This window comes from Dyadobacter sp. (assembly GCF_039919315.1).
Classification (GTDB): domain Bacteria; phylum Bacteroidota; class Bacteroidia; order Cytophagales; family Spirosomataceae; genus Dyadobacter.
Genome location: NZ_JBDSFX010000072.1, coordinates 57,512 through 82,573 on the forward strand (window position 1 = coordinate 57,512; position 25,062 = coordinate 82,573).

General features: G+C 45.8%; 20 protein-coding genes. 15 read left to right on the forward strand and 5 right to left on the reverse strand.

Annotation, left to right across the window (positions count from 1 at the left end; genetic code table 11):
* Positions 1-83: 83 nt before the first annotated feature.
* The 5 genes from ABIO93_RS19975 to ABIO93_RS19995 all read left to right on the forward strand — a co-directional run bounded on the left by ABIO93_RS19975 (position 84) and on the right by ABIO93_RS19995 (position 3,908).
* Positions 84-635 (forward strand): hypothetical protein, encoded by a 552-nt coding sequence (locus tag ABIO93_RS19975; RefSeq protein ID WP_348070876.1) that lies wholly within the window; start codon positions 84-86, stop codon positions 633-635.
* Positions 636-691: 56 nt separating this feature from the next.
* A complete protein-coding gene (locus tag ABIO93_RS19980; protein ID WP_348070878.1) occupies positions 692-1,603 on the forward strand; it encodes an NAD(P)/FAD-dependent oxidoreductase in 912 nt (303 codons plus the stop codon).
* A gap of 55 nt (positions 1,604-1,658) precedes the next feature.
* Positions 1,659-2,840: a class I SAM-dependent RNA methyltransferase gene (locus tag ABIO93_RS19985; RefSeq protein WP_348070880.1), complete on the forward strand. Its 1,182-nt coding sequence runs from the start codon at positions 1,659-1,661 to the stop codon at positions 2,838-2,840.
* A 50-nt stretch (positions 2,841-2,890) separates the two neighbouring features.
* Complete coding sequence (locus ABIO93_RS19990) at positions 2,891-3,070, forward strand: hypothetical protein (protein WP_348070882.1); 180 nt, start codon at positions 2,891-2,893, stop codon at positions 3,068-3,070.
* 265 nt (positions 3,071-3,335) lie between these two features.
* Positions 3,336-3,908, forward strand: a complete 573-nt coding sequence (locus ABIO93_RS19995; protein ID WP_348070884.1) for a hypothetical protein — start codon at positions 3,336-3,338, stop codon at positions 3,906-3,908.
* Here ABIO93_RS19995 and treZ read toward each other — a convergent pair.
* Positions 3,895-5,754, reverse strand: a complete 1,860-nt coding sequence (gene treZ, locus ABIO93_RS20000; protein ID WP_348070886.1) for a malto-oligosyltrehalose trehalohydrolase — start codon at positions 5,752-5,754, stop codon at positions 3,895-3,897. The genes ABIO93_RS19995 and treZ overlap by 14 nt on opposite strands.
* 226 nt (positions 5,755-5,980) lie before the next feature.
* Here treZ and ABIO93_RS20005 point away from each other — a divergent pair, with 226 nt between their 5' ends.
* From ABIO93_RS20005 to ABIO93_RS20035, 7 genes are all read left to right on the forward strand, one after another.
* Positions 5,981-6,235 carry a hypothetical protein gene (locus ABIO93_RS20005; protein WP_348070888.1) on the forward strand — a complete coding sequence of 85 codons (255 nt, stop codon included), beginning with the start codon at positions 5,981-5,983 and terminating at the stop codon, positions 6,233-6,235.
* A 168-nt stretch (positions 6,236-6,403) separates the two neighbouring features.
* On the forward strand, positions 6,404-8,005 hold the full coding sequence (locus ABIO93_RS20010) for a response regulator (RefSeq protein ID WP_348070890.1): 1,602 nt from the start codon (positions 6,404-6,406) through the stop codon (positions 8,003-8,005).
* An 8-nt stretch (positions 8,006-8,013) separates the two neighbouring features.
* Positions 8,014-11,610: a response regulator gene (locus tag ABIO93_RS20015; protein WP_348070892.1), complete on the forward strand. Its 3,597-nt coding sequence runs from the start codon at positions 8,014-8,016 to the stop codon at positions 11,608-11,610.
* A gap of 31 nt (positions 11,611-11,641) precedes the next feature.
* Entirely contained in the window at positions 11,642-12,007 is a 366-nt protein-coding gene (locus ABIO93_RS20020) for a response regulator (RefSeq protein ID WP_348070894.1), read from the forward strand.
* Positions 12,008-12,013: 6 nt separating this feature from the next.
* Positions 12,014-12,823, forward strand: a complete 810-nt coding sequence (locus ABIO93_RS20025; protein WP_348070896.1) for a protein-glutamate O-methyltransferase CheR — start codon at positions 12,014-12,016, stop codon at positions 12,821-12,823.
* Entirely contained in the window at positions 12,805-13,386 is a 582-nt protein-coding gene (locus ABIO93_RS20030) for a chemotaxis protein CheB (protein WP_348070898.1), read from the forward strand. The genes ABIO93_RS20025 and ABIO93_RS20030 overlap by 19 nt, the downstream gene beginning before the upstream one ends.
* A 121-nt stretch (positions 13,387-13,507) precedes the next feature.
* Positions 13,508-13,885, forward strand: a complete 378-nt coding sequence (locus tag ABIO93_RS20035) for a DUF983 domain-containing protein (protein ID WP_348070900.1) — start codon at positions 13,508-13,510, stop codon at positions 13,883-13,885.
* On the opposite strand, the gene ABIO93_RS20040 is transcribed toward ABIO93_RS20035, so the two are convergent.
* Complete coding sequence (locus ABIO93_RS20040) at positions 13,882-14,796, reverse strand: helix-turn-helix transcriptional regulator (RefSeq protein WP_348070902.1); 915 nt, start codon at positions 14,794-14,796, stop codon at positions 13,882-13,884. The two genes, ABIO93_RS20035 and ABIO93_RS20040, sit on opposite strands and share 4 nt — an antisense overlap.
* A 52-nt stretch (positions 14,797-14,848) precedes the next feature.
* Positions 14,849-15,367 carry a hypothetical protein gene (locus tag ABIO93_RS20045; RefSeq protein ID WP_348070904.1) on the reverse strand — a complete coding sequence of 173 codons (519 nt, stop codon included), beginning with the start codon at positions 15,365-15,367 and terminating at the stop codon, positions 14,849-14,851.
* 130 nt (positions 15,368-15,497) lie between these two features.
* Here ABIO93_RS20045 and ABIO93_RS20050 point away from each other — a divergent pair, with 130 nt between their 5' ends.
* The 3 genes from ABIO93_RS20050 to ABIO93_RS20060 all read left to right on the forward strand — a co-directional run bounded on the left by ABIO93_RS20050 (position 15,498) and on the right by ABIO93_RS20060 (position 19,934).
* Positions 15,498-17,309 (forward strand): cytochrome c peroxidase, encoded by a 1,812-nt coding sequence (locus tag ABIO93_RS20050; protein ID WP_348070906.1) that lies wholly within the window; start codon positions 15,498-15,500, stop codon positions 17,307-17,309.
* A complete protein-coding gene (locus ABIO93_RS20055) occupies positions 17,306-19,411 on the forward strand; it encodes a metallophosphoesterase (protein WP_348070908.1) in 2,106 nt (701 codons plus the stop codon). The genes ABIO93_RS20050 and ABIO93_RS20055 overlap by 4 nt, the downstream gene beginning before the upstream one ends.
* 127 nt (positions 19,412-19,538) lie before the next feature.
* Entirely contained in the window at positions 19,539-19,934 is a 396-nt protein-coding gene (locus tag ABIO93_RS20060; protein WP_348070910.1) for a hypothetical protein, read from the forward strand.
* A gap of 91 nt (positions 19,935-20,025) precedes the next feature.
* Here the strand turns inward: ABIO93_RS20060 and ABIO93_RS20065 are convergent, their stop codons facing one another.
* Together ABIO93_RS20065 and ABIO93_RS20070 are read right to left on the reverse strand one after the other, a co-directional pair.
* The gene (locus ABIO93_RS20065) at positions 20,026-20,415 is read right to left on the reverse strand and encodes a T9SS type A sorting domain-containing protein (protein WP_348070912.1); all 390 of its coding nucleotides are present in this window, start codon (positions 20,413-20,415) and stop codon (positions 20,026-20,028) included.
* A 4-nt stretch (positions 20,416-20,419) separates the two neighbouring features.
* Positions 20,420-24,991, reverse strand: a complete 4,572-nt coding sequence (locus ABIO93_RS20070) for a M4 family metallopeptidase (RefSeq protein ID WP_348070914.1) — start codon at positions 24,989-24,991, stop codon at positions 20,420-20,422.
* Positions 24,992-25,062: the final 71 nt, after the last annotated feature.

Sequence of the window (25,062 nt, forward strand, 5' to 3'; positions counted from 1 at the left end):
GATTTTCAGTAGTTCAATATTATTCCAAAATTAAAAAGGTATAGAAATGTCACAAATGTGAGACATTCCTATACCTTTGTTTTATGAAGGATACGGAGCAAAGCATTATCGAAGCGGCTATTTTGATTTTCAATGAGGACTTATCGGCCCCATTGGAGAAAGTTGCGGAAAAGGCAGAAACGACCCGACGCACATTGCACAGGTATTTCAAGGACCGGAAAGAATTGATGCAGCGATGCGAAAAGGAAATCCGCAGGTCTTGCGCACTGGCCATGAACCAGGCATATAACAGCTCCGAAGATCCTGTTATTCAGCTTGAAAATATGTTTTACGCAGGTATACAATGCGGCACCAGGCATACTTTCCTGCACAAGCTGCACCAGCTGCATGATCACGCCCACGAAACCAGCAATAAGGATTGTGTCAAATTTGAGCAGACTTTTCAACTCTGGACCTCCCATTTGAAATTGTTGCAAACCACGGGGATGATCAGCGCAGAACTATCCGCTGACTGGATTCAAAATCTCTATAATGGCATCGTGGCCGCCTGCATTACCTCGTTGAACCAGACTCAGAATCAGCAGGAGGTAAAAAAATTCGCCTGGTTCTCTTTTAGCCGCGGTATAGGGATCTGAAAAAAATTTATCCACCCATGTCTCACATTTGAGACAAAAAAAAAACACTTTTAACAATGAGCGAGTACAAAAACTTTGATGTAGTGATCATTGGCGGCAGTTATGCCGGACTTTCTGCGGCGATGACATTGGGTCGGGCGTTGCGGAATGTTTTGATCATTGATAGCGGAAAACCTTGCAACAGGCAGACACCGCATGCGCACAACCTCATCACGCACGACGGCAAATCCCCGGCGGAAATCTCCGCAGAAGCCAGAAAGCAGGTCCTGGCCTACCCGACCGTAATCTGGCTCGACGATCTGGCAGTATCTGTCACCGGCGAAGACCATCATTTCATTGTTTCAACTGTTGGGGAAAGGCATTTCATGGCCAAAAAGATACTTTTTGCAACGGGTGTGAAAGATCTGATGCCGCCAATTCCGGGTATTGCCGAATCCTGGGGAATTAGCGTCGTGCATTGTCCTTACTGCCATGGCTATGAGTACCGTGGTCAAAATACCGGCATACTGATCAATGGAGATATGGCACTGGATTTTGGTAAATTCATTCAACACTGGACCAATCACCTGACTATTTTCACCAACGGTCCGGCCACATTTGATGCAGCAGTTCACGAGAAGATCCTTTCGCTAAACATTCAGATTAATGAAAAGAAAATTCGTGAACTTGACCACCACAACGGTTATATCAAAGCTTTGATTTTTGAAGATCAATCGCAGGTCGAACTGACTGCATTGTACGCCAGGTTGCCATTTGAACAACATTGCCCCATCCCGGAAAAAATGGGTTGCAACCTTACAGAGCATGGACACATTCAGGTGGACGAAGCGCAGAAAACCAATGTTGCGGGTATCTACGCGGCGGGTGACAACACAACGATGTTCAGAGGATTATCCATGGCAATGGCGGGCGGAACAATGGCGGGCGCGCGGATGAATCATGAATTAATCAACGAAGTACATTCATAACCTGAAAGTAAACCGGTAAGTTTGCGATTTGTTGCGATTACCTTAACATTCAGATATGTCATTCTACACTACGTCCTCCACGATCATCATTACCTGTCACAACCGCCTTGCGTCCTACCTGGAACAGGAAGTAAAAGACCTGGGATTCGTTGTGGATGAGGTATTTATAACCGGGCTAAGGTTGCAGGGAACAATTAATGACTGCATCCGGCTCAACCTGAACCTGTACTGCGCCAGCCAGGTCTTATACAGCATCGGCAATTTCACGGCGCATCACCCCGACGATGTGTACCGTTACCTGAGTACCATGCCCTGGGAAGATATTATCCCGGATGAGAGCTATTTTTCGGTCACTAGCAATGTGCAGAATCCTACGATCAACAATAGTATGTTTGCCAATTTACGGGTCAAAGATGCGATTGTCGACCGTTTCAGGGACAAAAAAGGCACGCGGCCTTCCACTGGCCCGGAGTTGACAGGTTCGGTCATCCATTTGTTTTGGAAAAATGAAAATGCTGAAATTTTCATTGATACTTCGGGGGATTCACTGGCACGCCACGGCTACCGAAAAATTCCGGGAAGAGCCCCAATGCTGGAAGCACTGGCCTCTGCGACGATCCTGGCAAGCCGCTGGGACAGAAAATCAACATTCATTAATCCTATGTGCGGCTCGGGTACCCTGGCGATTGAAGCTGCGCTCATCGCTACAAACAGCCGTCCCGGCCTTTTCCGCGACAATTATGCATTCATGCATTTGATCGGTTATGATAAAGAGGTTTTCTATGCTGAGCAGGAGAAGCTCGAAGCGCAGATCATTGAAGTGCCCGGTTTACGAATACTAGCAACGGATTACAGCAATGTCGCAATTGCTAATGCACGCAAAAACGCGATCGCGGCTGGCGTTGCGGAGATGATCGAATTCCAGGTCTGTGATTTTGCGGACACGGAAGTTCCTCAGGAAAACAAAGGCGTATTTTTTATCAATCCTGAGTATGGCGACCGGCTCGGTGAAATCGTCGAATTGGAAGAGACTTACGCCCGGATTGGCGACTTTATGAAACAGAAGTGTAGAGGATATTACGGATATGTCTTTACCGGAAACCTCGATCTTGCCAAAAAAATCGGCCTGAAAGCAAAGCGCCGCATTGAATTCTACACCAGTAAAATCGACTGCCGTTTGCTGGAATATGAGCTTTATGAAGGTACGCGCAGAGAAATTCCTGCTGCCCAAGCATAGGTTTGGCACAATATTTAGACTATGCAGGACATAACCAACGGTAATTTGTCATGCAACAGTCACAAAACTCGGGGACAAAGCAACAAAGTCAGACTTCCCGACCAAGACCGGAAAATAAAGACAATCTTGATAGCAGACACAAAGAGGAAGAGACGGTGAAGGGTGATCACATTACCAATAATGAAAAAGAAAACCACAGCCTAGGAAAACAGCAGAAGCAACAGCAGTAGGTTTTTTTGCTCTTTTCTGACTTATAAAAAAAGCCCGGATGATTTATTGTCCGGGCTTCATTTTAGCAAACCACCACCGTTTCAATGCCCAGCAACCTACCAAGCTTGGCAATTTTCCCGCTGATGTGCCCCACGCCTACTGCGTAATAATGTGCTGGCCCATTACTAATCTCACCTTATTATTTCAATTTTTCAGCCCGTTTCTCGTTCAATAGCAGAATACGAATCTGTAATGCCTTTTGGTTACCCAACGGCCGCCACCCTCATGAAGAAATACATTATCGCCGCCATCATACTGCTCAATTTCACCGCCTGTGATTGGATCGGCAATTCCCCGAGCTTTGGTGATGACTTCATCACTTACACGATCCAGGCTGGAAACCACGAGATTGACAACAATTTCAACGCGCCATTTACGGGCAGCTCGATCAAGTTTCAGGCTTTGTTTGACAGCAGCTGTGTCTATAAATCGGCCATTCCTGAGAATCAGAATGACATTAATAAGCTGTACGGATTTTCGGACTGCAGCTCGCAGCATCAAAGTAACAGTGCGCGCTTTGGCTGGAACTGGCGCGAAGGTGCGCTGCGCATTTACGCCTATACCTATGTGAACGGGCAACGCCAGGATAAGGAACTGGGCACAGCCGAGCTCAATGAAACGACCAGTTTCAAAATCGAAGCACGGGACAATTCATACGTTTTCACCTATCAAGGTATCGAAACCGTTATGCCACGCCATTGCTCCGGCGGCGTGGGTATCGCATACAAATTGCTACCCTATTTTGGCGGGGATGAAGTAGCTCCCCAGGAAATCAGGATAAAGATCAGGAATATATAACGTTGGTATACAGCGTGAACGACTCCGGCCAGACCGTCAACACACCGGAATTTATTTGCTCCGACAACTGCTCTTCACCATTCCATTTCGGATCGGACGAAGCCATTAATTTGTGCCAGACCGAATGCCCGGCCGGTAACGAAACTTCCTGAACTGACCTTGAAAAATTAAGGACGGCCATCACCTGCTGCTCTTCCGAGACCCGATGAATGCTGATCATTTCTTTTTCCAATGAATGCGCCACCGCCAGTCCATTCCTATCCGTATTATGAAGCGCAGGCTGCTGCTTTCTCAGCCTGATCAATGCCTTATAGTATTGAAACATAACCTGATGCAGTCCACTCTCGTGTAGCGACCATTGCAATTTGGATTGATTAAATACCTCTTCTGACATCGGATCGGGCGCGTCGCCATCCAGGTGAAATGCTGCAAATTCTCTCTTCCTACCCTTGCGCACAGCTTCGGCCAACTCAGGATCGGTGTGGCTCACAAAGTACTGGAATGGATTTGTCTCGCTCCATTCTTCTCCCATAAAAAGTAAAGGCAGATAAGGGCTTACCAGCACCGCTCCGGCCAGTAATTTCTGCATGTCGAAACTTAACAGTTGGCTCGTACGCTCGCCCAGCATCCGGTTGCCGATATGGTCATGGTTTTGAGAAAAAACGATAAACTGCTCACCGGGGCGACCGTCCGCCTTCACTCCAAACTTCCTTTTCCGATGTTCGGAGTAGAACCCGTCATACACGTAAGCATCTTTGTAGGATTTGGCCAGTGAAGCAATGGGCTCAAAATCAGAATAATAGCCACTTCGCTGCTGGCCCGATGAAACTCTCAGTGCATGGTGAAATTCGTCGATCCATTGCGCATCCATTCCGTAGCCACCCTGCTCGGCTGGATTGATAAACCGGGTATCATTCAGATCCATTTCTACCATCAGGTAATGTGTGTTCCCGGTCTGAGCGGTCAGCTCATCAACCCGCTCCCTGATTTCGGTGAGCAAATGTATCGGGCCAAAATCCTTTATCGCGTGCACGGCGTCCATCCGCAAACCATCGATATGAAAGTCACGAAACCACATGATCGCGTTTTCGATGAAGTACTGCCGTACGCCATCACTCCACGCATCATCAAAATTCAGCGCGTCGCCCCAGGGCGTGTGGTATTTATCTGTAAAATAAGGACCGTACTGTCCGAGAATATTCCCCTCAGGCCCCAAATGATTGTAAACCACATCCAGTATCACTGCCAGTCCTTTCTCGTGGCAGGCACTTACCAGATGCTGCAAACCAGCCGGCCCACCGTAAGAATCTTGAACCGCGTAGGGAAACACGCCATCATAACCCCAATTCCGCGAGCCGGCAAACTGCGACACCGGCATAATTTCAATGGCCGTCACGCCAAGTTCCACCAGGTAATCCAGTTTCGTTTCCGCGGCCGCCAACGTGCCCTCTGCTGTGAATGTGCCTATATGCAGCTCATAAATAATGTATTCTGTCAATGCATGGTTTTGCCATTGCTTGTCCGTCCATTTAAAATCTTTCGGATCAAATGCCTGCGACGGTCCGTGCACGCCCTGAGGCTGATACAGTGACGCGGGATCAGGCAATGCAGCAGCAGCATTCAGGACGAACTGGTACAAATCTCCCGGTTTCAATTGATCCGTCGTAAGTGTCCAGTAGCCGTAGCATTCACTTTTCAGAGGTATCTTTTGCTGATTTTCTACTTTCAATAGATAGACCTGCCCTGTTTCAGGAGCCCATACCACGACCGAGGCTTCTCCAAACTCATTGAACCTGATACCCGGCGTCCGCCCGCCCAGTGATTGCTGCAAATTGTTAAAATTCATATCCTATTTTTTATCGGCAATTTTCTTCCTGGTCTCCAAGCTTACACTCAAATCCCTTCCATTGCCATTTCAATTTGTCATTTTTATGATCAACGGCATGGATCTTGGTAAGTTAAATAATGTTCCTGAGAAGGCCATTTACTATAAAATTATGCCAAGTCGGGAAACTCAGATCAGGGAAGATTTTCCACAACTGTATTTTCTGAACGCTTAAAACTGCCCAAATATGGACCGAGAGTCACTTTTAATGATGTATAGATTTTTAGAGAAAATAGCTGATACCAACGAGGCTACTTCTTTTGATTCCTCCGAAGAATTGATGGTAGAAAAACTAATCAATCTCGTGAAAGCGCAGGGAAAAACCTCTATTGCTGAGGATTTTGAAAAACCATACATTCATCCGATGATCACGATCCAGAAATGGGTGGAAGAATTAAAACTGATCGTCAGTGAAACACTAAGGCAAGGTGAAGCGCATTAGCAAGTAAAAAAGGTGATGAGAGCCCTTTAAACTGCATAATCGGGAATGATTTTTGCAACTCGTATAGTCACGTGGGTACACCCAGCAAATTGTCCTTACCCGATGTGCTTGCCAGTATGATGCCAGTTGCACATATCTTGTAAGCCTTTAATCACTTTGACCGATACTATGATTCTGATTGTCGACGACAGACCGGAAAATATACTTCCTTTAAAAAAAATTCTGGAACTCCACAATTTTACCACAGATAGCGCCGAGTCAGGAGAAGAAGCGTTAAAAAAAGTCTTGAAAACCACTTATTCTGTCATCATTATGGATGTGCAGATGCCTGGTATGGATGGATTCGAAGTGGCCGAGGCCATCGCCGGTTTCAGTAAAGCCAAAGACACCCCCATTATCTTTTTGTCGGCCGTCAATACTGAAAAGAAATTCATTACCCGCGGGTATTCGTCCGGCGGCATCGACTACCTCACCAAGCCGGTGGACCCGGACATTCTGCTGCTGAAAGTGAAGACGTTTTACAAACTTTACGAGCAGCAACAGGAATTAAAAGCCATTCAAAACTCACTGCAACAGGAGGTTGAGATCCGCAAAAGTGCCCAGGAGGAACTCGCTGCCCGGATGCATGAATTACGTTTCATTCTCGAATCCCTTCCCCAGATTGCCTTCACCATTGCGATCAACGGGCACATTGAATACGTCAACGAGCATTGGTTCCGCTACTCCAACAATGCCTCGGTTTTCCCGGAAACACATCCGGACGACGACATTTGTAAAAAGTGGAAAAGTCATTTTGAACAGGGCGTGGAGTTCAGCGGCGAGGCTAGGCTGAAACACATTGAAACACAAGAATATAAGTACTTCCTGTTAAAAATCATCCCTATTCTTCAAAACGGGGTGATTATCAGGTGGGTTGGGACATTTACCGATATTCACGAGCAAAAAATCGCCAATGAGTTGCTGGAACATAAAGTAGAACAGCGTACAAGGGAGCTGATTGACAAAAACACGGAGCTCGAAACCACTAACCATGAATTGCAGCAGTTTGCCTGGGTAGTATCGCACGATTTGAAAGAACCGCTTCGTAAAATACAGACATTCAGCCATTTGATAAAAGACAAATACCTGAGTGATAACACAGAAGCTATTTCGTATCTGAACCGCAGCATCAATTCCTCGGCGAGAATGTCCCGGCTGATCAGCGATTTGCTGGACTATTCGCGGTTGTCGGTAACTGCACATTTTCAACCCACCAATTTGAATGCGCTGATCGAGGAGCTTTTGTCCGATTTTGAAGAAATTATCAGAGAAAAGAAAGCAGTGATCCAGATCGACCAGCTGCCTGTTTTGGACACGATTCCGAGCCAGATCCGGCAGGTGTTTCAAAATCTGATCGGAAATGCATTGAAATTCTCCAAGGACGATGTTTCCCCGGTAATATCGATTACTTCTGAGATCATTCCAATCAAGGATATTGACGTACCTGAGTCACCGTCTGGTGAATTTTGCAGGATCGTTATATCGGACAATGGTATCGGATTTGACGAAAAATTCCTTGATCGGATCTTTGTCATTTTTCAACGGCTCAACAATCTCAACACCTACGAAGGGACCGGCATAGGGCTCGCGATTGCCAAGAAAATAATGGACAAACACAACGGACTGATTTCAGCACAAAGCAGCGAAAACCACGGCGCACAATTCATTCTGGTGCTTCCGCTCGTGCAGGAAGACCCATTAAAACCAGTGAAAACAGAAATTTTAGTTTGATTAATACTATGACCAAATCGTCTAACTCTATTGTTCAACAATTACAGATTGTTTTTTCATTTTCAATTTTACTGCTGATTTTCAGCTTGCTAGCTTCCTATTACAGCACGCAAAAGCTGATCAATAATTCAGAACTCGTTAACCATACCAATAAGGTACTGATAGAGGCTGAAAGCATCATTTCCTATATGAAAGACGCAGAAACCGGCCAACGGGGCTTTCTGCTGACCAACGACCCTTCGTTTCTACAACCCTATAACGGGGCCTATGAAAGTACCACAACGAGCTACAACAACCTGACGGAAATGACGATCGATAACCCGATCCAACAGAAAAACCTTCGGGAAGTAAAAGCGTTGTATGAGGCCAAGTTCGGCCAGATGCAGCTGATCGTAGATATGGCCAAGAAAACGCCAAATTTCGGGTCTGATTCAGAAGCCCGTAACAAGGAAATGGCCAAGGGTAAAAAGGTCATGGACGACCTGCGACTGGCTGTGAACCGTATTAAGGAACAGGAAAATAACATACTGGAAGACCGGCTGCAGCAGCAACTCGTGTACATTAATTTCACGCCGGTGGTACTGATCATCGCCGCACTGATCTCCATTATGATCACGGTGTTTGCCTACATGCGCATCCGGAATGACATGGGCAAGCGCATCGCACTACAGCAGCTTGAAGCAGAAAAATATGCAGAAACCAGCCAAAGGATCAGCCATATAGAGCAAGTTACCCGGCAAGTTTCGGATGGTAACTACGCCGCCCGCAGCCAGGACAACAATGAGGACGAACTGGGCAGGATTTCGTTTGCGCTCAATACCATGACCTCATCGCTGCAAAAGACTTTTGACGATCTCAACAGCAAAAACTGGCTGCAAACCGGGGCCGTAAGCATCAGCGATGCGATAAGAGGGGAAAGAATCCTTAAAAAACTTGCTACTAACCTCATTAACACCATTACCGACTACGCCGGGGCACAACTGGGAACGATCTACATCCTGGATCACGACTGGAATTACAAGCTGGCGAGTAGCTATGCGGCCGACGATGCGCCGGAATTTGTACAGGCAGGAAAGGGGCTTGCCGGTCAGGTGGTTGAAAACAAAAAACCATTGATCGTTCACGAAGTTCCTGACAATTACCTGAAAGTGAGCACAACATTGGGAAGTACCAGGCCGGCTGCACTCGCGCTGCTGCCGCTTAATTATGCTTACGAATGCATCGGACTGATCGAACTAGGGTTCCTGAAAACGCCTGATCCGCTGGTCACTAAATTCCTGGAAGACAATCTGGAAGCGATCGCTACCGGAATTAATTCTGCATTGGATTACCTCAAATTGCAAAACTTCCTGGAAGAAACGCAGGCACAGGCGGAAGAACTGCAAACGCAGCATAACGAACTTGAAAACCTGAATTCAGAACTAGAAGCCCAGTCTCAAAAATTACAGGCTTCGGAAGAAGAACTTCGGGTCCAGCAAGAGGAATTACAGCAAACCAATGAAGAGCTGGAAGAAAGAAGCGGATTACTGGAAGAGAAAAATCTTGAAATTCAGAAAAAAGCAGAAGAACTTGAACTGACCACGCGTTACAAATCAGAATTCCTGGCCAATATGTCGCATGAGTTACGCACACCGCTGAACTCGATTCTTCTGCTCAGCAGGTTACTTGCAGAAAATGACGAAAAAAACCTTTCAGGCGAACAGATCGAATATGCGCAGGTTATCCAGTCGTCGGGTAACGGTTTGCTGGGTCTTATTGACGAAATTCTGGATCTGTCAAAAATTGAGGCAGGCAAAATGGAGCTGGAATATGTAAATGTTTCGATCAAGGAAGTGACGGACGACATCCGGTCACTCTTCGCACCGGTGGCCAGGGAAAAGGGGCTTGACTTCGCTGTCAACATTCATAATGACGTCCCGGTTGTGATTGAAACAGATAAAATGCGACTGGAACAAATTATTAAAAACTTGATTTCCAATGCATTGAAATTCACTTCGCGAGGTTCAGTATATGTGAATGTGAAGCTGAAAGAAGGCGATGACAAAATACTGTGCTTCGCCGTGCGCGATACGGGTATTGGCGTGGCACCCGAAAAGCAGCAACACATTTTTGAAGCATTTCAGCAAGCGGATGGTTCTACCAAAAGGAAATATGGTGGTACCGGACTCGGACTTTCGATCAGCCGGGAGCTGGTCAAATTGCTGCGTGGTGAATTGTCGTTGACCAGCGTGGTGAATGAAGGGAGCGAGTTTACGCTTTTCATTCCGGTGGCAAAAACTTCCGTTGAACCCGAACAAAAACCCTTTTTCGTTGCTACGGCTGATGAGAACACTACCAATAAGCCCCTTGAAGAAAATTCCCGCTTCATCAGTACCTTCATCCCGGAGAGCATTGCCGACGACAGAAACAACATTCGGGAAACGGATAAAACCATCCTGATCATCGAGGATGACACGCTCTTTGCAAAATCGTTGCTCGACTATACCCGCAAGCAGGGCTACAAGGGCATTGTGGCGGTACGTGGTGACGAAGGCCTGCAATTGGCCAGGAATTTCAAACCGATGGGTATTCTGCTCGACATTCAGTTGCCCATTATCAGTGGCTGGGATGTGATGGACCAACTGAAATCGACGCCGGAGACGCGGCACATTCCGGTACATATCATGTCGTCTCATCGTATGAAAAACGAAAGTTTGCTCAAAGGTGCCGTGGACTTTATTGACAAGCCAATGGCGTTTGACAAAATGGAAGAGATTTTCAAAAAGATCGAATATGTGATCAGTAAAAAATCTAAAAAGGTGCTGATCGTGGAGGATAATTCGATGCATGCTAAGGCGCTTTCTTACTTCCTGGGCACTTTCGACATCAATTCAGAGCTAAAAAGTGACATTACCGACGGCATTGATGCATTAAAGAATAACCAGGCTGACTGTGTGATCCTGGACATGGGCATACCTGATAAAAAAGCCTACGAAATACTGGAAGAGGCTAAAAAGAACCCCGAATTTGAAAATATCCCGATCATTATTTTCACCGGAAAAAGCCTCTCGATGTCTGAAGAGCTGCGAATCAAGCAGTACGCTGACTCTATCATTGTGAAAACGGCCCACTCCTATCAGCGCATGCTGGATGAGGTCTCGCTGTTCCTGCACGTGGTTGAGGAAAACAAGAAAACGGGCCGCCATGTATCAGACAAGAAAAACCTGGGTGCTATGGGGGACATTCTAAAAGACAAGACGGTACTGATCGCTGACGATGATGTGAGGAACATTTTCTCTTTATCCAAGTCTCTTGAAAACTACAAAATGAACGTAGTCACTGCCCTGGACGGAAAAGAGGCGCTGCAAAAATTGGAAGAAAATCCTGCGGTGGATGTCGTACTGCTTGATATGATGATGCCTCAGATGGACGGCTATGAAACCGCCAGAAGGATCAGGGATCAATATAAATGGCGTAATTTGCCGGTAATTGCAGTTACCGCGAAAGCGATGACCGGCGACCGTGAGAAATGCATTAATGCCGGCGCATCCGACTATATTACCAAGCCCGTGGACATTGACCAGCTGATGTCGCTGCTGAGAGTTTGGCTTTACGAGAAATTTTAACAACCTATCCTCCAATAAATCATCCACCCCGATGGATAAGAAAAAAGTACTGATCATAGACGACGACGCAAGGAACATTTTTGCTCTGAAAGCCACGTTAAAGGCCAAGGGTTTTGATTGCATTGCCTGCTCCGGCGCACCGGAGGCGCTTGCACTGCTGCAAACCGGCGCACTCGCCGATGCGATCCTGATTGATATGATGATGCCCGAAATGGATGGTTATGAAGCCATTCCACTGATTAAAAGAATCGAAAACAGAAGGAAAACGCCCGTTTTTGCGGTAACTGCCCAGGCCATGGTGGGAGACAGGGAGAAATGCCTCCGGGCGGGGGCCGACGGTTATATTTCCAAACCCATTGATGTGGAAAAATTATTGCAGTTACTGCGTGACATTTAGGCGGGTATGATTGAAGATGATGACATAGAGCTCTTACTGACCGATCTGTTCGACATTTACGGATATGACTTTACCAGCTATTCGCGCGCGTCGCTGAAACGGCGTGTTGTACGCCTATGCTCGCTCGACAAGTTTCCCAGTTTCGCAGAACTCCGTTACAAAGTGAAAACGGACGGACATTATCTGAAACGGTTTGTGGAGGAGATTACCGTCAATGTAACGGAAATGTTTCGCGATCCGATTTTTTACAAGTCATTGAGAGAGGACGTTTTACCGATTCTGGGCACCAAGCCATTTATCAGAATATGGCATGCGGGGTGCTCCACTGGTGAGGAAGTTTATTCCATGGCCATTTTGCTGAAAGAGGCTGATTTGTTGCGTAAGTCATTGTTATATGCGACCGACCTGAACCCGAGTGTTCTTGAAAAAGTAAGAAAAGGGATCTTCCCGCTGAACCAAATGAAGCAATATTCGGAAAGCTACATTGCATCAGGTGGTCAGAAGGATTTTTCGGCCTACTATACGGCTAATTACGGTCAGGCGAAGTTTGACAGAGAACTGTCAGAAAAGATCATTATCTCCACGCACAACCTGGTTTCCGACAGTTCTTTCAATGAATTTGATCTGATACTTTGCCGGAATGTGCTGATCTATTTTGATAAAGATCTGCAAGACAGGGTTTTGAAACTGTTTGACGACAGTCTGGGCTCACTGGGTTATCTGGCCCTTGGAAGCAAAGAAACGCTTAAATTTTCAGCCATTCAAAACAAATTCAAGCAACTGAACCGGGAGAAAATATGGAAGAAAATAGTGTAAGCCAGCACTGTGACGTCCTGCTGATCGGAGGGTCCGCCGGTAGCCTCGAAGTACTGTTCAAGCTGCTTCCCCAGTTGAAACCAGCATTGCCCTTCCCTATTATCCTGGTGTTGCACCGCCGTAATTCTGCCGAATCCTCCTTGTCGGACCTGCTCTCGGCGAAAACAAAAGCTACTACCAAAGAAGTAGAGGACAAAGATCAAATTGTCCCGGGACATGCCTATCTGGCCCCTGCCGACTATCATCTATTAATTGAAAAAGACCATTCCTTTTCGCTGGACGATTCTGAGAAAATCAATTTCAGCCGCCCTAGCATTGATGTTACTTTCGAATCTGCGGCTGAGATTTACGGGCCGGGCGTTGTGGCTTTATTGTTGTCGGGAGCCAATGAAGACGGTACCCACGGACTGCTAATGGTTAAAAAATGGGGCGGAAAAACGGTAGCACAAACCCCCGAGAGCGCGCAAATGCCTTTCATGCCGCACTATGCCATTACGCACAAGGCCGTGGATCATATTTTTGATCCTCAGCAAATGGCAGATTTCATCAACAATCTTTCGTAATCGTTGATTTCTACCATAAAAGATAACATCAGTCCTTCTTTCTGATTGTATTTCTGAGGAAATTTGTTGCAGGTCAAAACCTGAGTAAAACACAGGATCCTATCTCAAACACAGTACAGTCATGGCAAAGCCCAGTAAATTATACAGCGTTTTATTCAACAAATGCCCAAGGTGCGGCGAAGGTGATTTCTTCATTACCAAGAGTGCGTACAGCCTGAAAAATTTCGACAAAATGAACAAGCATTGCCCGCATTGCGGTGAAAATCTGGTACCGGAACCAGGCTTTTACCAGGGCGCATTGTACATGAGTTACGCGTTCTACGTAGCATTTATGGTGATCTATTTTCTGATCTTCGTCAACGTTTTCCCCAACTACCTTGATTACTTTCTAGCCAGCATCATCCCGATCCTCATCATACTAACGCCTTACTTTTACAGGCTTGCAAGAAGGTCGTGGCTTGCATTATTCATCACCCCAGCACCGAAGAAAACGGTTTAATGACTTTCGGCTGACTTTTTTCTGAATTCATCGGGCGTCATTCCTACTTCTTTCTTGAAGAATTTGGTGAAATATGAATTATCATTAAAATTAAGCTGGTATGCAATTTCGGAGACCGTCAGGTCCAGGTTCACCAGCGACCTTTTTGCCTCAAGAACGATCCTGTTCCTGATGAGCTCTCCCGCCTGCATGCCGATATGTTCCTTACACAGCGCATTGAGGTGATTGGGCGTCACATGCAGCATGTTGGCGTACTCGCCCGGCAGCCTGTGTTTTGTAAAGTTCCGATCGATCAGTTTCTGAAAATTGGCAATCACCGCATTTTTATGGAAAGCACTTTTTTGCCTTTCTTCCTTAGCAATGCTTTGCTCAATGGTCAGGAAAAGCTGTAATAGCAATACTCTGATCATATCTTCCCGCAGCACAGGACTTTGGCTGTACTGATGTAGCAATTCTTCAAACTGTTCTACGATTTTCTCTCTGATATCAATAGCCAGCCCAACTACATTCTGCCTGCTATCGCCGTTTAAAAAAGAAAAAAAGTCCAGATAATCGGGCTGCAATAGAAATGAACGGAAAAATGACTCAGAGAAATTCACAACGTATCCTTCGACATCCCCCTCAAAATCCCATGAATGTACCTGACCGGGAATCATGAAATAGATCTGATACGGCACCACCTGAAAATGGTGAAAATCAATGGTATGCTTCCCGCCACCATCCGTAAAAAGTACCAGATGGTAAAAGCTGTGCCGGTGCGGAAAAACCAGGTTTTGATGTTCCTGCAAATAATCAGAAAACCGGCTCACCATAATGTCGTCGTCGCGGTACTCCGAAAGCGGGCCAATATCGAGCCGCGGGAATGTTGAATGCATGGGTTCAAAACTTGTTCTGCCGGGAAATATAAGCATATTCCGGTTGTTTGCTACAAGCAGCTTTCCGGCATTCAATCCAACTGAACGGTCATTTTTTGCCCGGCTTTGGCGTAGTAACCGACGCTGCGTATAGTTTCGACCTGAACTGGCCGCCAGCAATGGCTATCTTGTCACCATTTTTATTGTTGATAGCTTCCCCTGAAAATGTACCTTCCACGATCCGGTTTTCCTTGTCCAGTCTGTTTACCTTCAATTTGCCGGTCACCCCTTGCGCCGGATCCACCAGGTATGCGTCCGTATCCGTTAGAGCATAGGCAACGATCAGGCGGTTCAATGGATTGACATCGATTTCCTGACCGACGGTGATGTCCTCAGGGAAAATAATAACCATTGATGTTTTTTCGCTGGCAGTTTCCTGCACACCCGCCAATGCAACATTCTGCTGTGCAATCACTGCGGCAACACTGGTATTTTCACTATTGGGCACATTAGCCATCCAGGTTTTACCGTCAATTTTAGCCGTTAAAAAATTCTCAGGCAGGGCATCGTCCTTTTTACATCCCAGGACACAGAGCACGCAAATCATTAATAACCATAGCTTTGACATAAGATCAGGATTTTCGTTCATACAAATTTCCATGATCGAAGGCGCGTGAAAAATAGTTATGCCTAACCATATTGATGATACCCCAGGCGGCGAAATCTTTGTATCTTGTGCAGTTACACGCTTCACTTTTATGGCCGCACTTTTACAAAATTTTGTGTTGATCGCCACATTCCTGGTCATTGCTGTGGCGGCCACGGACCATTCTAATCCGGGTATCGGTGTGCAGCAAAGCGTCGGGCAGTTCAGGGCAGATTGTAAGGCTTATGCGGGAAGTCTGAAGAAACTAACCAGCGCGATCAAAAGCATTGATTCCACACGTTCAGAGACGATTCTTACTGCCAGAAACGAGTTGAAACACAGCCGTTTGGCTTACAAAAAGATTGAATACTTTCTCGAATACTTCTTTTTCACTTCATCGAGAATTTACAACCGCGCTCCCAAAAACGAAATAGAAGAACCATACCTCGAATACCAGGAACCTGCCGGCATGCAGTATATGGAGGCTATGCTGTACGAAGATACTCCTGCCCGAAAAATGGCCGAACTATTGGTCCAATGCAACCTGCTCAGCGTCGCTGCCGATGATCTTACCTCCCTGCTGTACCAGTTTCAGGCCAGCGACAAACAGATTTTGGAAAGTATTAGAATTCAGCTAATCCGGATTATTGCATTGGGTATCAGTGGCTTTGATGCACCACTACTCAAAAGCGGAATGGCCGAATCCTTTATTTCATTACAAATCATTGAAAAAACGCTGGAACCTTACCTGGCCAGGGCGAAAGATGACAGCGTAAACCATTATCTGAAAACAACACTGCGATTTTTACAGCAACATCCTGATTTCGATTCGTTCGATCGGCTTTCCTTCCTGACAGAGAATGCATTGCCGCTTCAAAAACACCTGGGCATCATGATCCGGCAAATGAACCTGGATACCAATTCCGCCGGGATCCTGAACTATCGGGCAGAGCACCTGTTTAGTCCCGATGCGTTTGACGATCACGCATTTGGACAAGATTTACCAGCTAGTCAGCTGGAAGTAGAATTAGGTAAAAAGTTGTTTTTCGAAACGAGGCTATCAGGCAATGGAACAAAAAGCTGCGCATCCTGCCATAACCCAGACCAGTTTTTCACGGATGGTTTGCCCAAAAGTATAGGTTTGGATAACCATTCTCTGGTCAGAAGGAATGCACCCTCCCTGCTTTACAGCGGTTATCAGCATAATCAATTCTGGGACGGGCGGGCAAAAACATTGGAAGAACAGATCGCAACGGTGATGCGGGATACGGTAGAAATGAATGGAGATCCGACGGTGATCGTGGCATCACTCTCAAAGGATAAAACCTATGCAAGACAGTTTCGAAAAGCTGGATTGATTAACAGAAAACAGGCAATCACAGAGCAGCATCTTTACCAATCCTTAGCTGCTTTCGTCAGAACATTAAAGCCATTCAACTCCGATTTTGATAAATACCTAGCCGGAAACAAACGTGCATTAACAGACGGCCAGAAAAGTGGTTTTAACCTTTTTATGGGAAAAGCACAATGTGGTACCTGTCATTTTGCGCCGCTTTTCAATGGCCTGATTCCGCCGTTATACAAACTCACAGAGTTTGAAATATTGGGTACTACATTAACCGATGATCTTGAAAAACCTGCAAATGACAATGATAACGGCCGTTTCGATTTCAAATCTACACCATATTATAAAGGAGCGTTTAAAACACCAACTGTCAGAAATGTAGCAAAAACTGCTCCCTACATGCACCACGGCACTTTTGGTTCATTGGAAAAAGTCATTGAATTTTACAATCAGGGAGGTGGCGTGGGCTTAGGATTAGATGTGCCACATCAGACGCTTTCTTCTTTACCATTGAATTTGAACGAACAAGAAAAAAACGATTTAATCTCCTTCCTGCAATCCCTAACGGATCATATATGAAAGCACGTTTGCTACTCTCCTTCCTTCTTTTCTCAACCCTCGGCTTTGCACAAACATTGATCCGGGGCCCCTATCTGAATGTGGCGACTTCCACCAGCATGGTAGTACGGTGGCGCACGGATCAGGCCACCAATAGCCGCGTCAGGTATGGCTTGTCACCGGGTGCTTTGAGTGACGTGAAAGAAAGCGGCACCTCGGAAACGGAACACGAAATCAAACTGACGGACCTAAAACCAAAAACCAGGTATTATTATTCAATTGGCTCCAGTACAGTCGTTTACCAGGGGGACCCCGAAAACTACTTTGAAACTGCACCCATACCCGGGGCGATTGGGAAATACAGATTTGGTGTTTTGGGAGATTGCGGCACAAACAGTGCGATCCAGGGTACAGTGCGCGATAAGGTACGTGACTACCTGGGCGATAACTATATGAATGCGTGGCTGTTGCTGGGCGACAATGCCTATCCGTTTGGCAGAGATGCCGAGTATCAGTCTGGCTTTTTCAATCATTACAAGGAAGGATTTCTCAAAAGGAACCCGTTGTTTCCCAGCCCGGGTAACCACGATTATGACAACGATAATTTCGACCGGCAGAATGATCACAATGTCGCTTATTACAAGATTTTTACGATGCCAACTAATGGCGAGGCAGGAGGCATACCTTCCGAAAACAAAGCCTACTACTCGTGGGACTACGGTAATGTCCATTTTTTGTCACTCGATTCCTATGGACGCGAGGACAATTCGACAAGACTTTACGATACGCTCGGCAGACAGGTAGAATGGATCAAAAAAGACCTGGCGGCGAATAAAAACAAGGGCTGGGTAGTTGCGTACTGGCATCATCCACCGTACACAAAAGGCTCACACAATAGCGACACCGACCCCGAAACCATGAAAGTAAGGGAAAATTTCATCCGGATCCTTGAAAGAAACGGTGTGGACCTGATCTTATGCGGTCACAGCCACGATTACGAACGTTCAAAACTGATCCAGGGCCATTACGGCAAAAGCGATACATTTAACCCGGCAGTTCACAATGTCAGTTCGTCTTCCGGGAGATATGATGGCTCAGCGGAATCCTGTCCGTACATCAAAAAATCCGCGATCAACAATGGAACGGTTTACGTGGTGGCGGGATCTGCGGGACAGCTCGGCCACACCACGGACGGATATCCGCACAAAGCCATGTACCATTCGGATGCCGAACGGGGCGGCGGCCTGGTATTGGAAGTTGAAGGAAACCGTCTGGATGCCAAATGGATCGGTCTGGATGGGATCATCCATGATCAGTTTACGATGGAGAAAGACGTCAATAAAGAAACAAATCTGGAAATTGCTGCGGGTAAAAGCGTAGAACTGAAAGCATCGTTCATTGGAAAGTATGTCTGGAACACGGGTGCTACTACACCGGCCATTACAGTCAGTCCCAAAGACGATACCGATTTCACCGTGAAAGATTCCGAGAATTGTATCAATGACGTATTCCATGTGAAAGTAATCCATGCACAACCCATCAAACTGATTGCTTTCAGCACAGCAGCCGATGCAGGCAATCTGGTTACAATCAAATGGATAAGCGAGTTTGAAAATGACTTTTCACACTTTTTGATCCAACGGTCAACAAATGCGGCTGATTACCAGGAAATCGGGCGGGTCAATGGCGGACCTAATTCCACTCAAAATAAAAACTACGAATACATAGACCTGGAAAGCCCTGATCTAAACGTGGCGGAGACTTACTATTACCGGCTCAAAATGGTTGCCTTGGATGGCAGAATTGAATATTCCGCTATTACTTCCGTTAAACTGCGGGAGATCATTCTCGGCAACGAGCCTTTCACCCTAAAAGGCGAAATACAGATAGTCCCCAACCCATCCTCCGCCAGTGAAATGCAGATCAAAACCGTCGGCAAGGTGAATCTTCCCGCCGATCTCACGCTGATCGACATCTCTGGCCGCATTCGCTCCACCCAAAAGTTGACAATAGAAGAAACGCCAAAGGCTTTTCTTCCCGAAAAGCTATCTGCCGGGGTGTACTTTTTAAAGGTAGTTGGGGTGAATGGTGGCGTGGTGGTGAAGAAGCTGGTGGTGAATTAACGGGGAATTTTAGCCGTTAAATTATTGATACATGCCGCCTGATAACTGCGATCACATCAAGTTCAATAAGGAGATTTTATCTAATTATTTTAGCGTGGATAGATAAAAACAACTTTAAATAACGAACATGAGACGATCATTTTATCACCTGGCCTTAGTCTTCACAGGCCTTCTATTTGCTAATTTTTCTTGCCAGGACCATGTGGTGCCACAAAAGGAGGCACAGATTAAGACGGAGTCGCGAGCCGATTTAGGGACTGGCGTTTGGAACTATCGACTTTCGATCACAGATCTTGGAAATGTACCCATCACAGAATACGGCATTGTGTATGTAACATCTGCCCTACCGGCACCTCTAACGCCCACTGTATCTGACACGAAGATCATCTTTCCCCTTATTACTACATTGGGCCTTAAAACACGCCCCGGACTAAAACCAGTTGGAGCCAACATTTTCTATAGAGCTTATGCCATTCTGGAAAACGGCTCTGTCGTATACGGAGAAACGAACCTTGAAGACTAATATGGGATCCTCTTCTGGGTGACGTAAAAATTATAGCACAAAAATAGCGGATGGCGATTTTCGCCATCCGCTATTTTTGTGACTATACTTGTTACTCTTTAACCACAACCAACTTCTGAGAATAAACTTGCTTGTTCTGTTTCAAGGTCACAATGTAAACCCCTGGCGGAAGTTGAGATACATCGATCTTCTCGCTATTCCATTTCTGGGTGTGTAGTTGTATCCCTTGTTTGTCGTGTAATTCCAATACCTGGTCAACTTCGTGTTTTCCTTCGAACTTTATTTCTACCCAATCTTTTGCGGGATTGGGGAAAACCAACAGTCTTCGGTTAACCTTAACAGGTTGATTGGAACTGGCGGTTGGATAAAAAAATAGTCGATTCTTTTTTGTGCTGGCGTTAGCTGTGTTTTGAGCATAACTATCCTGGCTACACAGGTATAAAAAGAGTATGGTGATACCAAGTACTATTGTCGTTTTCATAGTTTTAAGGTAGTTCATAATGGAAGTTTAAATTTACTTCTTTGCCCAAGACTCTGCCTTGGAAAACAGGATTTGAGGGAGTGGGTATACTTTGGTTAAGTATCCAGGTGTTTGGGGCATTGCCAGGGAAATACTCTTTAACCTCGACTTCCACGGTTGGTTGGGCTGCTATATTGTCACTTGCACTGGTTGCTGCCCAAACTTGAATTATTTTTAACCTAATTTCCCAATCACCCTCCATTTCTGGTATTTGCCCTACACCCATTTGAGAGATGGTGCTATTGCCAACTTCATATGGAATCCCTGGTTGAAAACTATTCCCTGGGGCAAAATTAATCTCACCAGAGTTACAATAAAATGAACCGAAATCAAGCACTTGTCCATCTGGACGTCTTACTTTAACCGTGTACATAAAATCATCATAATATAAAATGCCATCTGCGCCGTAATCGATTGGATCACTAACATGCAGTGTAAAACCAAGCTCCGGTTTAATAGGATTGTCTCCCGTTTTAAAAGAGCCCTTACTCGGGTCTGAATGACAGGCGGACAAATCCGATGAATTGAACACTAGCCACTGATAGGAAGAATTAAAATCCAGATCATTGACAACAAGTTGGTTGCCTGTGACAGGAATTTGGGCTAAACCCTGAACAACCTCCATGACACCACCAACCTCCTGCAACAGTGTAAATAAATGCGTGTTACTAATATGTGTACTAGGACCATTCTCCCAAGTAAATGTTGCCGAATGATTGTCCCCCAAAGTCACAGTGCTGTTGCTGTTATCAGGAATTAAGCTTATGGGGGCAGGTGGATTTACACCATAGACATCTGAACCTTCCGGTCCATAAAGCCATACATTGTTTGAGTTTTTAATCCCCGCAGCTACACTCCAGGTATACTTGCCAGGGGTTGGGAAACTGCTCGCCGTAGTGATCACAGGTGTTACAAGCTTATCGGTTGTCCCAGAGGCCACTTCCACATTGGTACCCGCTTCCTTAACACTATATTTATAACCCTGGGCATCTGCCACCTGTCCCCATTGTAATACCACACCCGACTGAAAAGCACATTGCTCATCTTTAAGCACTGGCGCTGGCGACAGACTCAGGTCAGCGATAAAAGTCCGCCAAACCGTGGCGCCTTTCTCTTCGGCTAAAATAAAAGGAGGCGTCGCTGCCTTCACCGGTGTAAAGGCCCATTGTACTGCCTGCTTATCAACAATCCCGGGGATGTTGCTTACGTGCATCGAAAACGCGGGTTGTCCTGTATTGATAAATTGCTTATAAGGCTCCTTGTACTCAAAATTATAATTGTTGCCCGCATTGGAAAGGCTGCTGGATGTAAGGATAAACGGCGCACCGATCAAAGGGACATGCTCCCCGTCCGCAGGATAAGCCCCCGGCGTCAGCGTAGGAAGGTCTGTTTTGAAATCCGTTACCGCTCCCAGGCTGCCATACGCATCAGGAAATGCCGCTTTCTCCTCATCTGTCAAAGGGTAGGTCATCCCATTGGGCCATACATGTACCGCCCAAAAAGAGCCCAACTTACGGCGTGCAACAACCGACCAGCTGTATTGACTGGTTTTGGACAAGGCCAGAAAAGTTTCCAAGGGCACTTGCGCATCGTCTTCATTATAATACTTATCAAAGGGCATAGTTTGTTCGGGTACGTTGCCACTCTTCTCGGTAATGTGCAAATCATATCCGTCTGCACCGGCTTTGCTCATCCAGCTGAATGGGCTCCCCCAGGCTGCAATCGTCTCCCCTGCTTTCGGGTTCTGTATGTCCACCGGGGTCACTTCCTGGGTATGCACCTTGTAGGTCACCGTCCACTTCTGCTTCCCTTTCAGCGATTCACAGAACGCGGGGTCAGGCGTGGCAGCGCAGCCCTGGTGCGGGTCGCCTGTGTTGCTCAGCCGCGAATGCACATAATAGGTCTGCCCTGGTTCCAGGTGCACATCCGCAAAGGTCATGCCCGTCACCATGTCAGGGGCGGTTTTGTTTAAAAACTGGTAAACAGGCGCTTCATTGGCATTGAAGGTAGCGCTCTTGCTTACCTCGAAAAGCCGCGAGCTTTCATAAGTAATATACTCTACTTCCACCCCAAACATACCAGACATCTCATCAATAGGCATCCACGGATGGATTACTGCGTTGTCCTCTGGGTAGTGCTTTAACGTGGAAGCATAATCAGGAAAGCCCAGCACTGCTGCCCACGCATCGTAAAAAGCAATGTGCTCCTTGGACTTTAAACCATAACCCTGATCATGCAAAGCTTTCATAGTAGCCAACCGGAACTCTTCGATGCCCGAATTGGCGGGCGTGGCCAGATAACCTTGAAAAAAGGCATTGACAACAACATCTTTATCCATTTTGTTAATAAAGTAGGTTAAGCTACCCGGTTCGTCATTGGTGTAGCCTTCATCCAAACTGGTGGCATCATTGACCGTGCCGTGCACCAGAAGGTAATAACACAAATTGATGAAACCCGTGTTATTGACGTAGTTATTTGCATCCCAAAGTGCACCCTGGTAAAGCGCAGGCTGCCCATATAACTTAGGATTGCTGAAATCGCGTAACAAAGTAGGGTCCGAAAGTTCCTCGAACAAGGTCCAGATATTGTCAGCATTAGGATTTTGGTGATCTTTCTCGTAATCCCGTTTCGTTGCCAGCGACAAAATTTCCCCCATTGATCTCACAATGGTATTCCATTCCTTGGTGATTGACTGAAATTGGATCTGATCATATTTGGCGTATAGATCTATCGCCCGAAAGTAGCTTTTACTAATCTGATCACGGCAAATAAACTTTTTTTGATTGGGGTATTGAAAAACCGTAGCAACGTTGGCTATATCAAATTTTACATCCGGATATGGAAAATCCCAAATTTCATTTTTTATCAAAACAGGCTCACCGCCCTTCAAACCATCGTAGCCAAGTGTCTTCTTGTACCAATCCCGCGTAACCTGGGTGAAGCCGTGGACAGTGACTGCTAGTTTGGATTCGTCTTCATTGTTGTTCTTTGAGAAATTTAAATCATTATCCCAGTCTGTAAAAATGCTGCGATTAAAACCTGTTCTAAACATGGTTCTAATATTATTTGGATTTGAGCAGTCTATTAACTCGCTTATTTTCTGACTTGCAGGCCCTGGTAATAGGGTCCTTTCGCGGATATTGATTGTTAAAGCGCCATTAATCAGGCTTTGTGCCGTAGCTGTGGTGCAATTCACATTGTGTAAGGTTTCTTTTACATTAATCAAATCCCAGGCTGCCATAAGTTGCAGGTAAGCATGAGAACCCGGACCATGGCCTAACTCTGTTGCCGCTTCAAGTGAAGCAACTCTGAGGTCCGGATAGGTAGCCGTTGCGGATAGTTTTTCAGTAAAAGCTTTAAAAAGGATTTGCAGCGCAAGCTTGAAGGTTCCATCTTTATCGCCGGGAATTAAAGGGAACACCTGGAAGAAATCGTTCGTGCTTTTCCCGTCCACATATCCGGAGGCACCTTCATTCATCGCAAAAACTGCATATTTCAAGGGCTCTCCGTTATGGTGCACATCATACTTTTTATCCAGCGGATCTTCTATATAAAAATCGCCTTTATACGCGATGGGCAACTCATAGTCTTTCTGATTATAAAAAGTCATAAATTTGTCACCCGTGATATCTGGATACAACTCCCAGTCTTTAAACCAGGTTGGGTTTTCGAATTTTGCGGGTTCCATCCAAAGACTGAATGAATAACCAAGAATATCGGCCAAACCTTCGTTTAATTCACTCATAGTCTGTGCAAACAGATCAGTTTGCGTGCTTATGGCATGATGCAGAATTCCATGTGAAATTTCATGGCCAATAGTTTGACGGGTCACATAGGTGTCAAAAGTCGAAGTTTTTCGAATATTTATCATGTTACTTGCATAACCATTCAGGTCCACCTCATTAATAAGTCTACAGACAATGGGGATAGTCCCCGCCTTATCGAAGCCAGCCCAACCAACACCATTCGCATCTTTAAAAAGGTCGTAAGTGAATTTCGGAAATTTCTGTGCTGCATCAAGTGCGCTGATTGCATCTTCGTCGGAACTGGGATTTACAACACCATTGTTTTGCACGTTTAGCGTTTTGAAAGTATTGAATGGACCTTTATAGTCAGCCTGGTTATTATCGTAAGGGACCACTCCAGCTAATGCATATAAATTGTCATCAGCATCTGAACTTATAATCTCTACAGGGGCATAAAGGCCGAGTGCTGGATTCTTCGGCGAACACAGAGCCACACCAGTAGTATAATGAGGCCCAAATGTTTTTACGGTTTGAAAAAACTCATATTCTGATGCGACAAAAGGAAGATACGCGGTTGCATATACGTTTTGTTTACCATGATAAGTGGTCTTTACATTTGTCATTAAATAAGGCTCATGATTATAAAGAATCCCAAGCTTTCCCACATCAAATGGCAAAGGTTGTCCATATTGTAATGGCGTGTAAAACGTTTGTGCATTTGCATCGGGAATGATCCAAATACCAAAGTAAAAAATAAGCAAGCAGATTGCCCGCAGGTAGTTTTGTTTCATAGAACAGTGTTTAGTGTAATGGATAAGGTTTTTGCGCCGCATTGCAATCTTACGATATACGTAAAGTATTT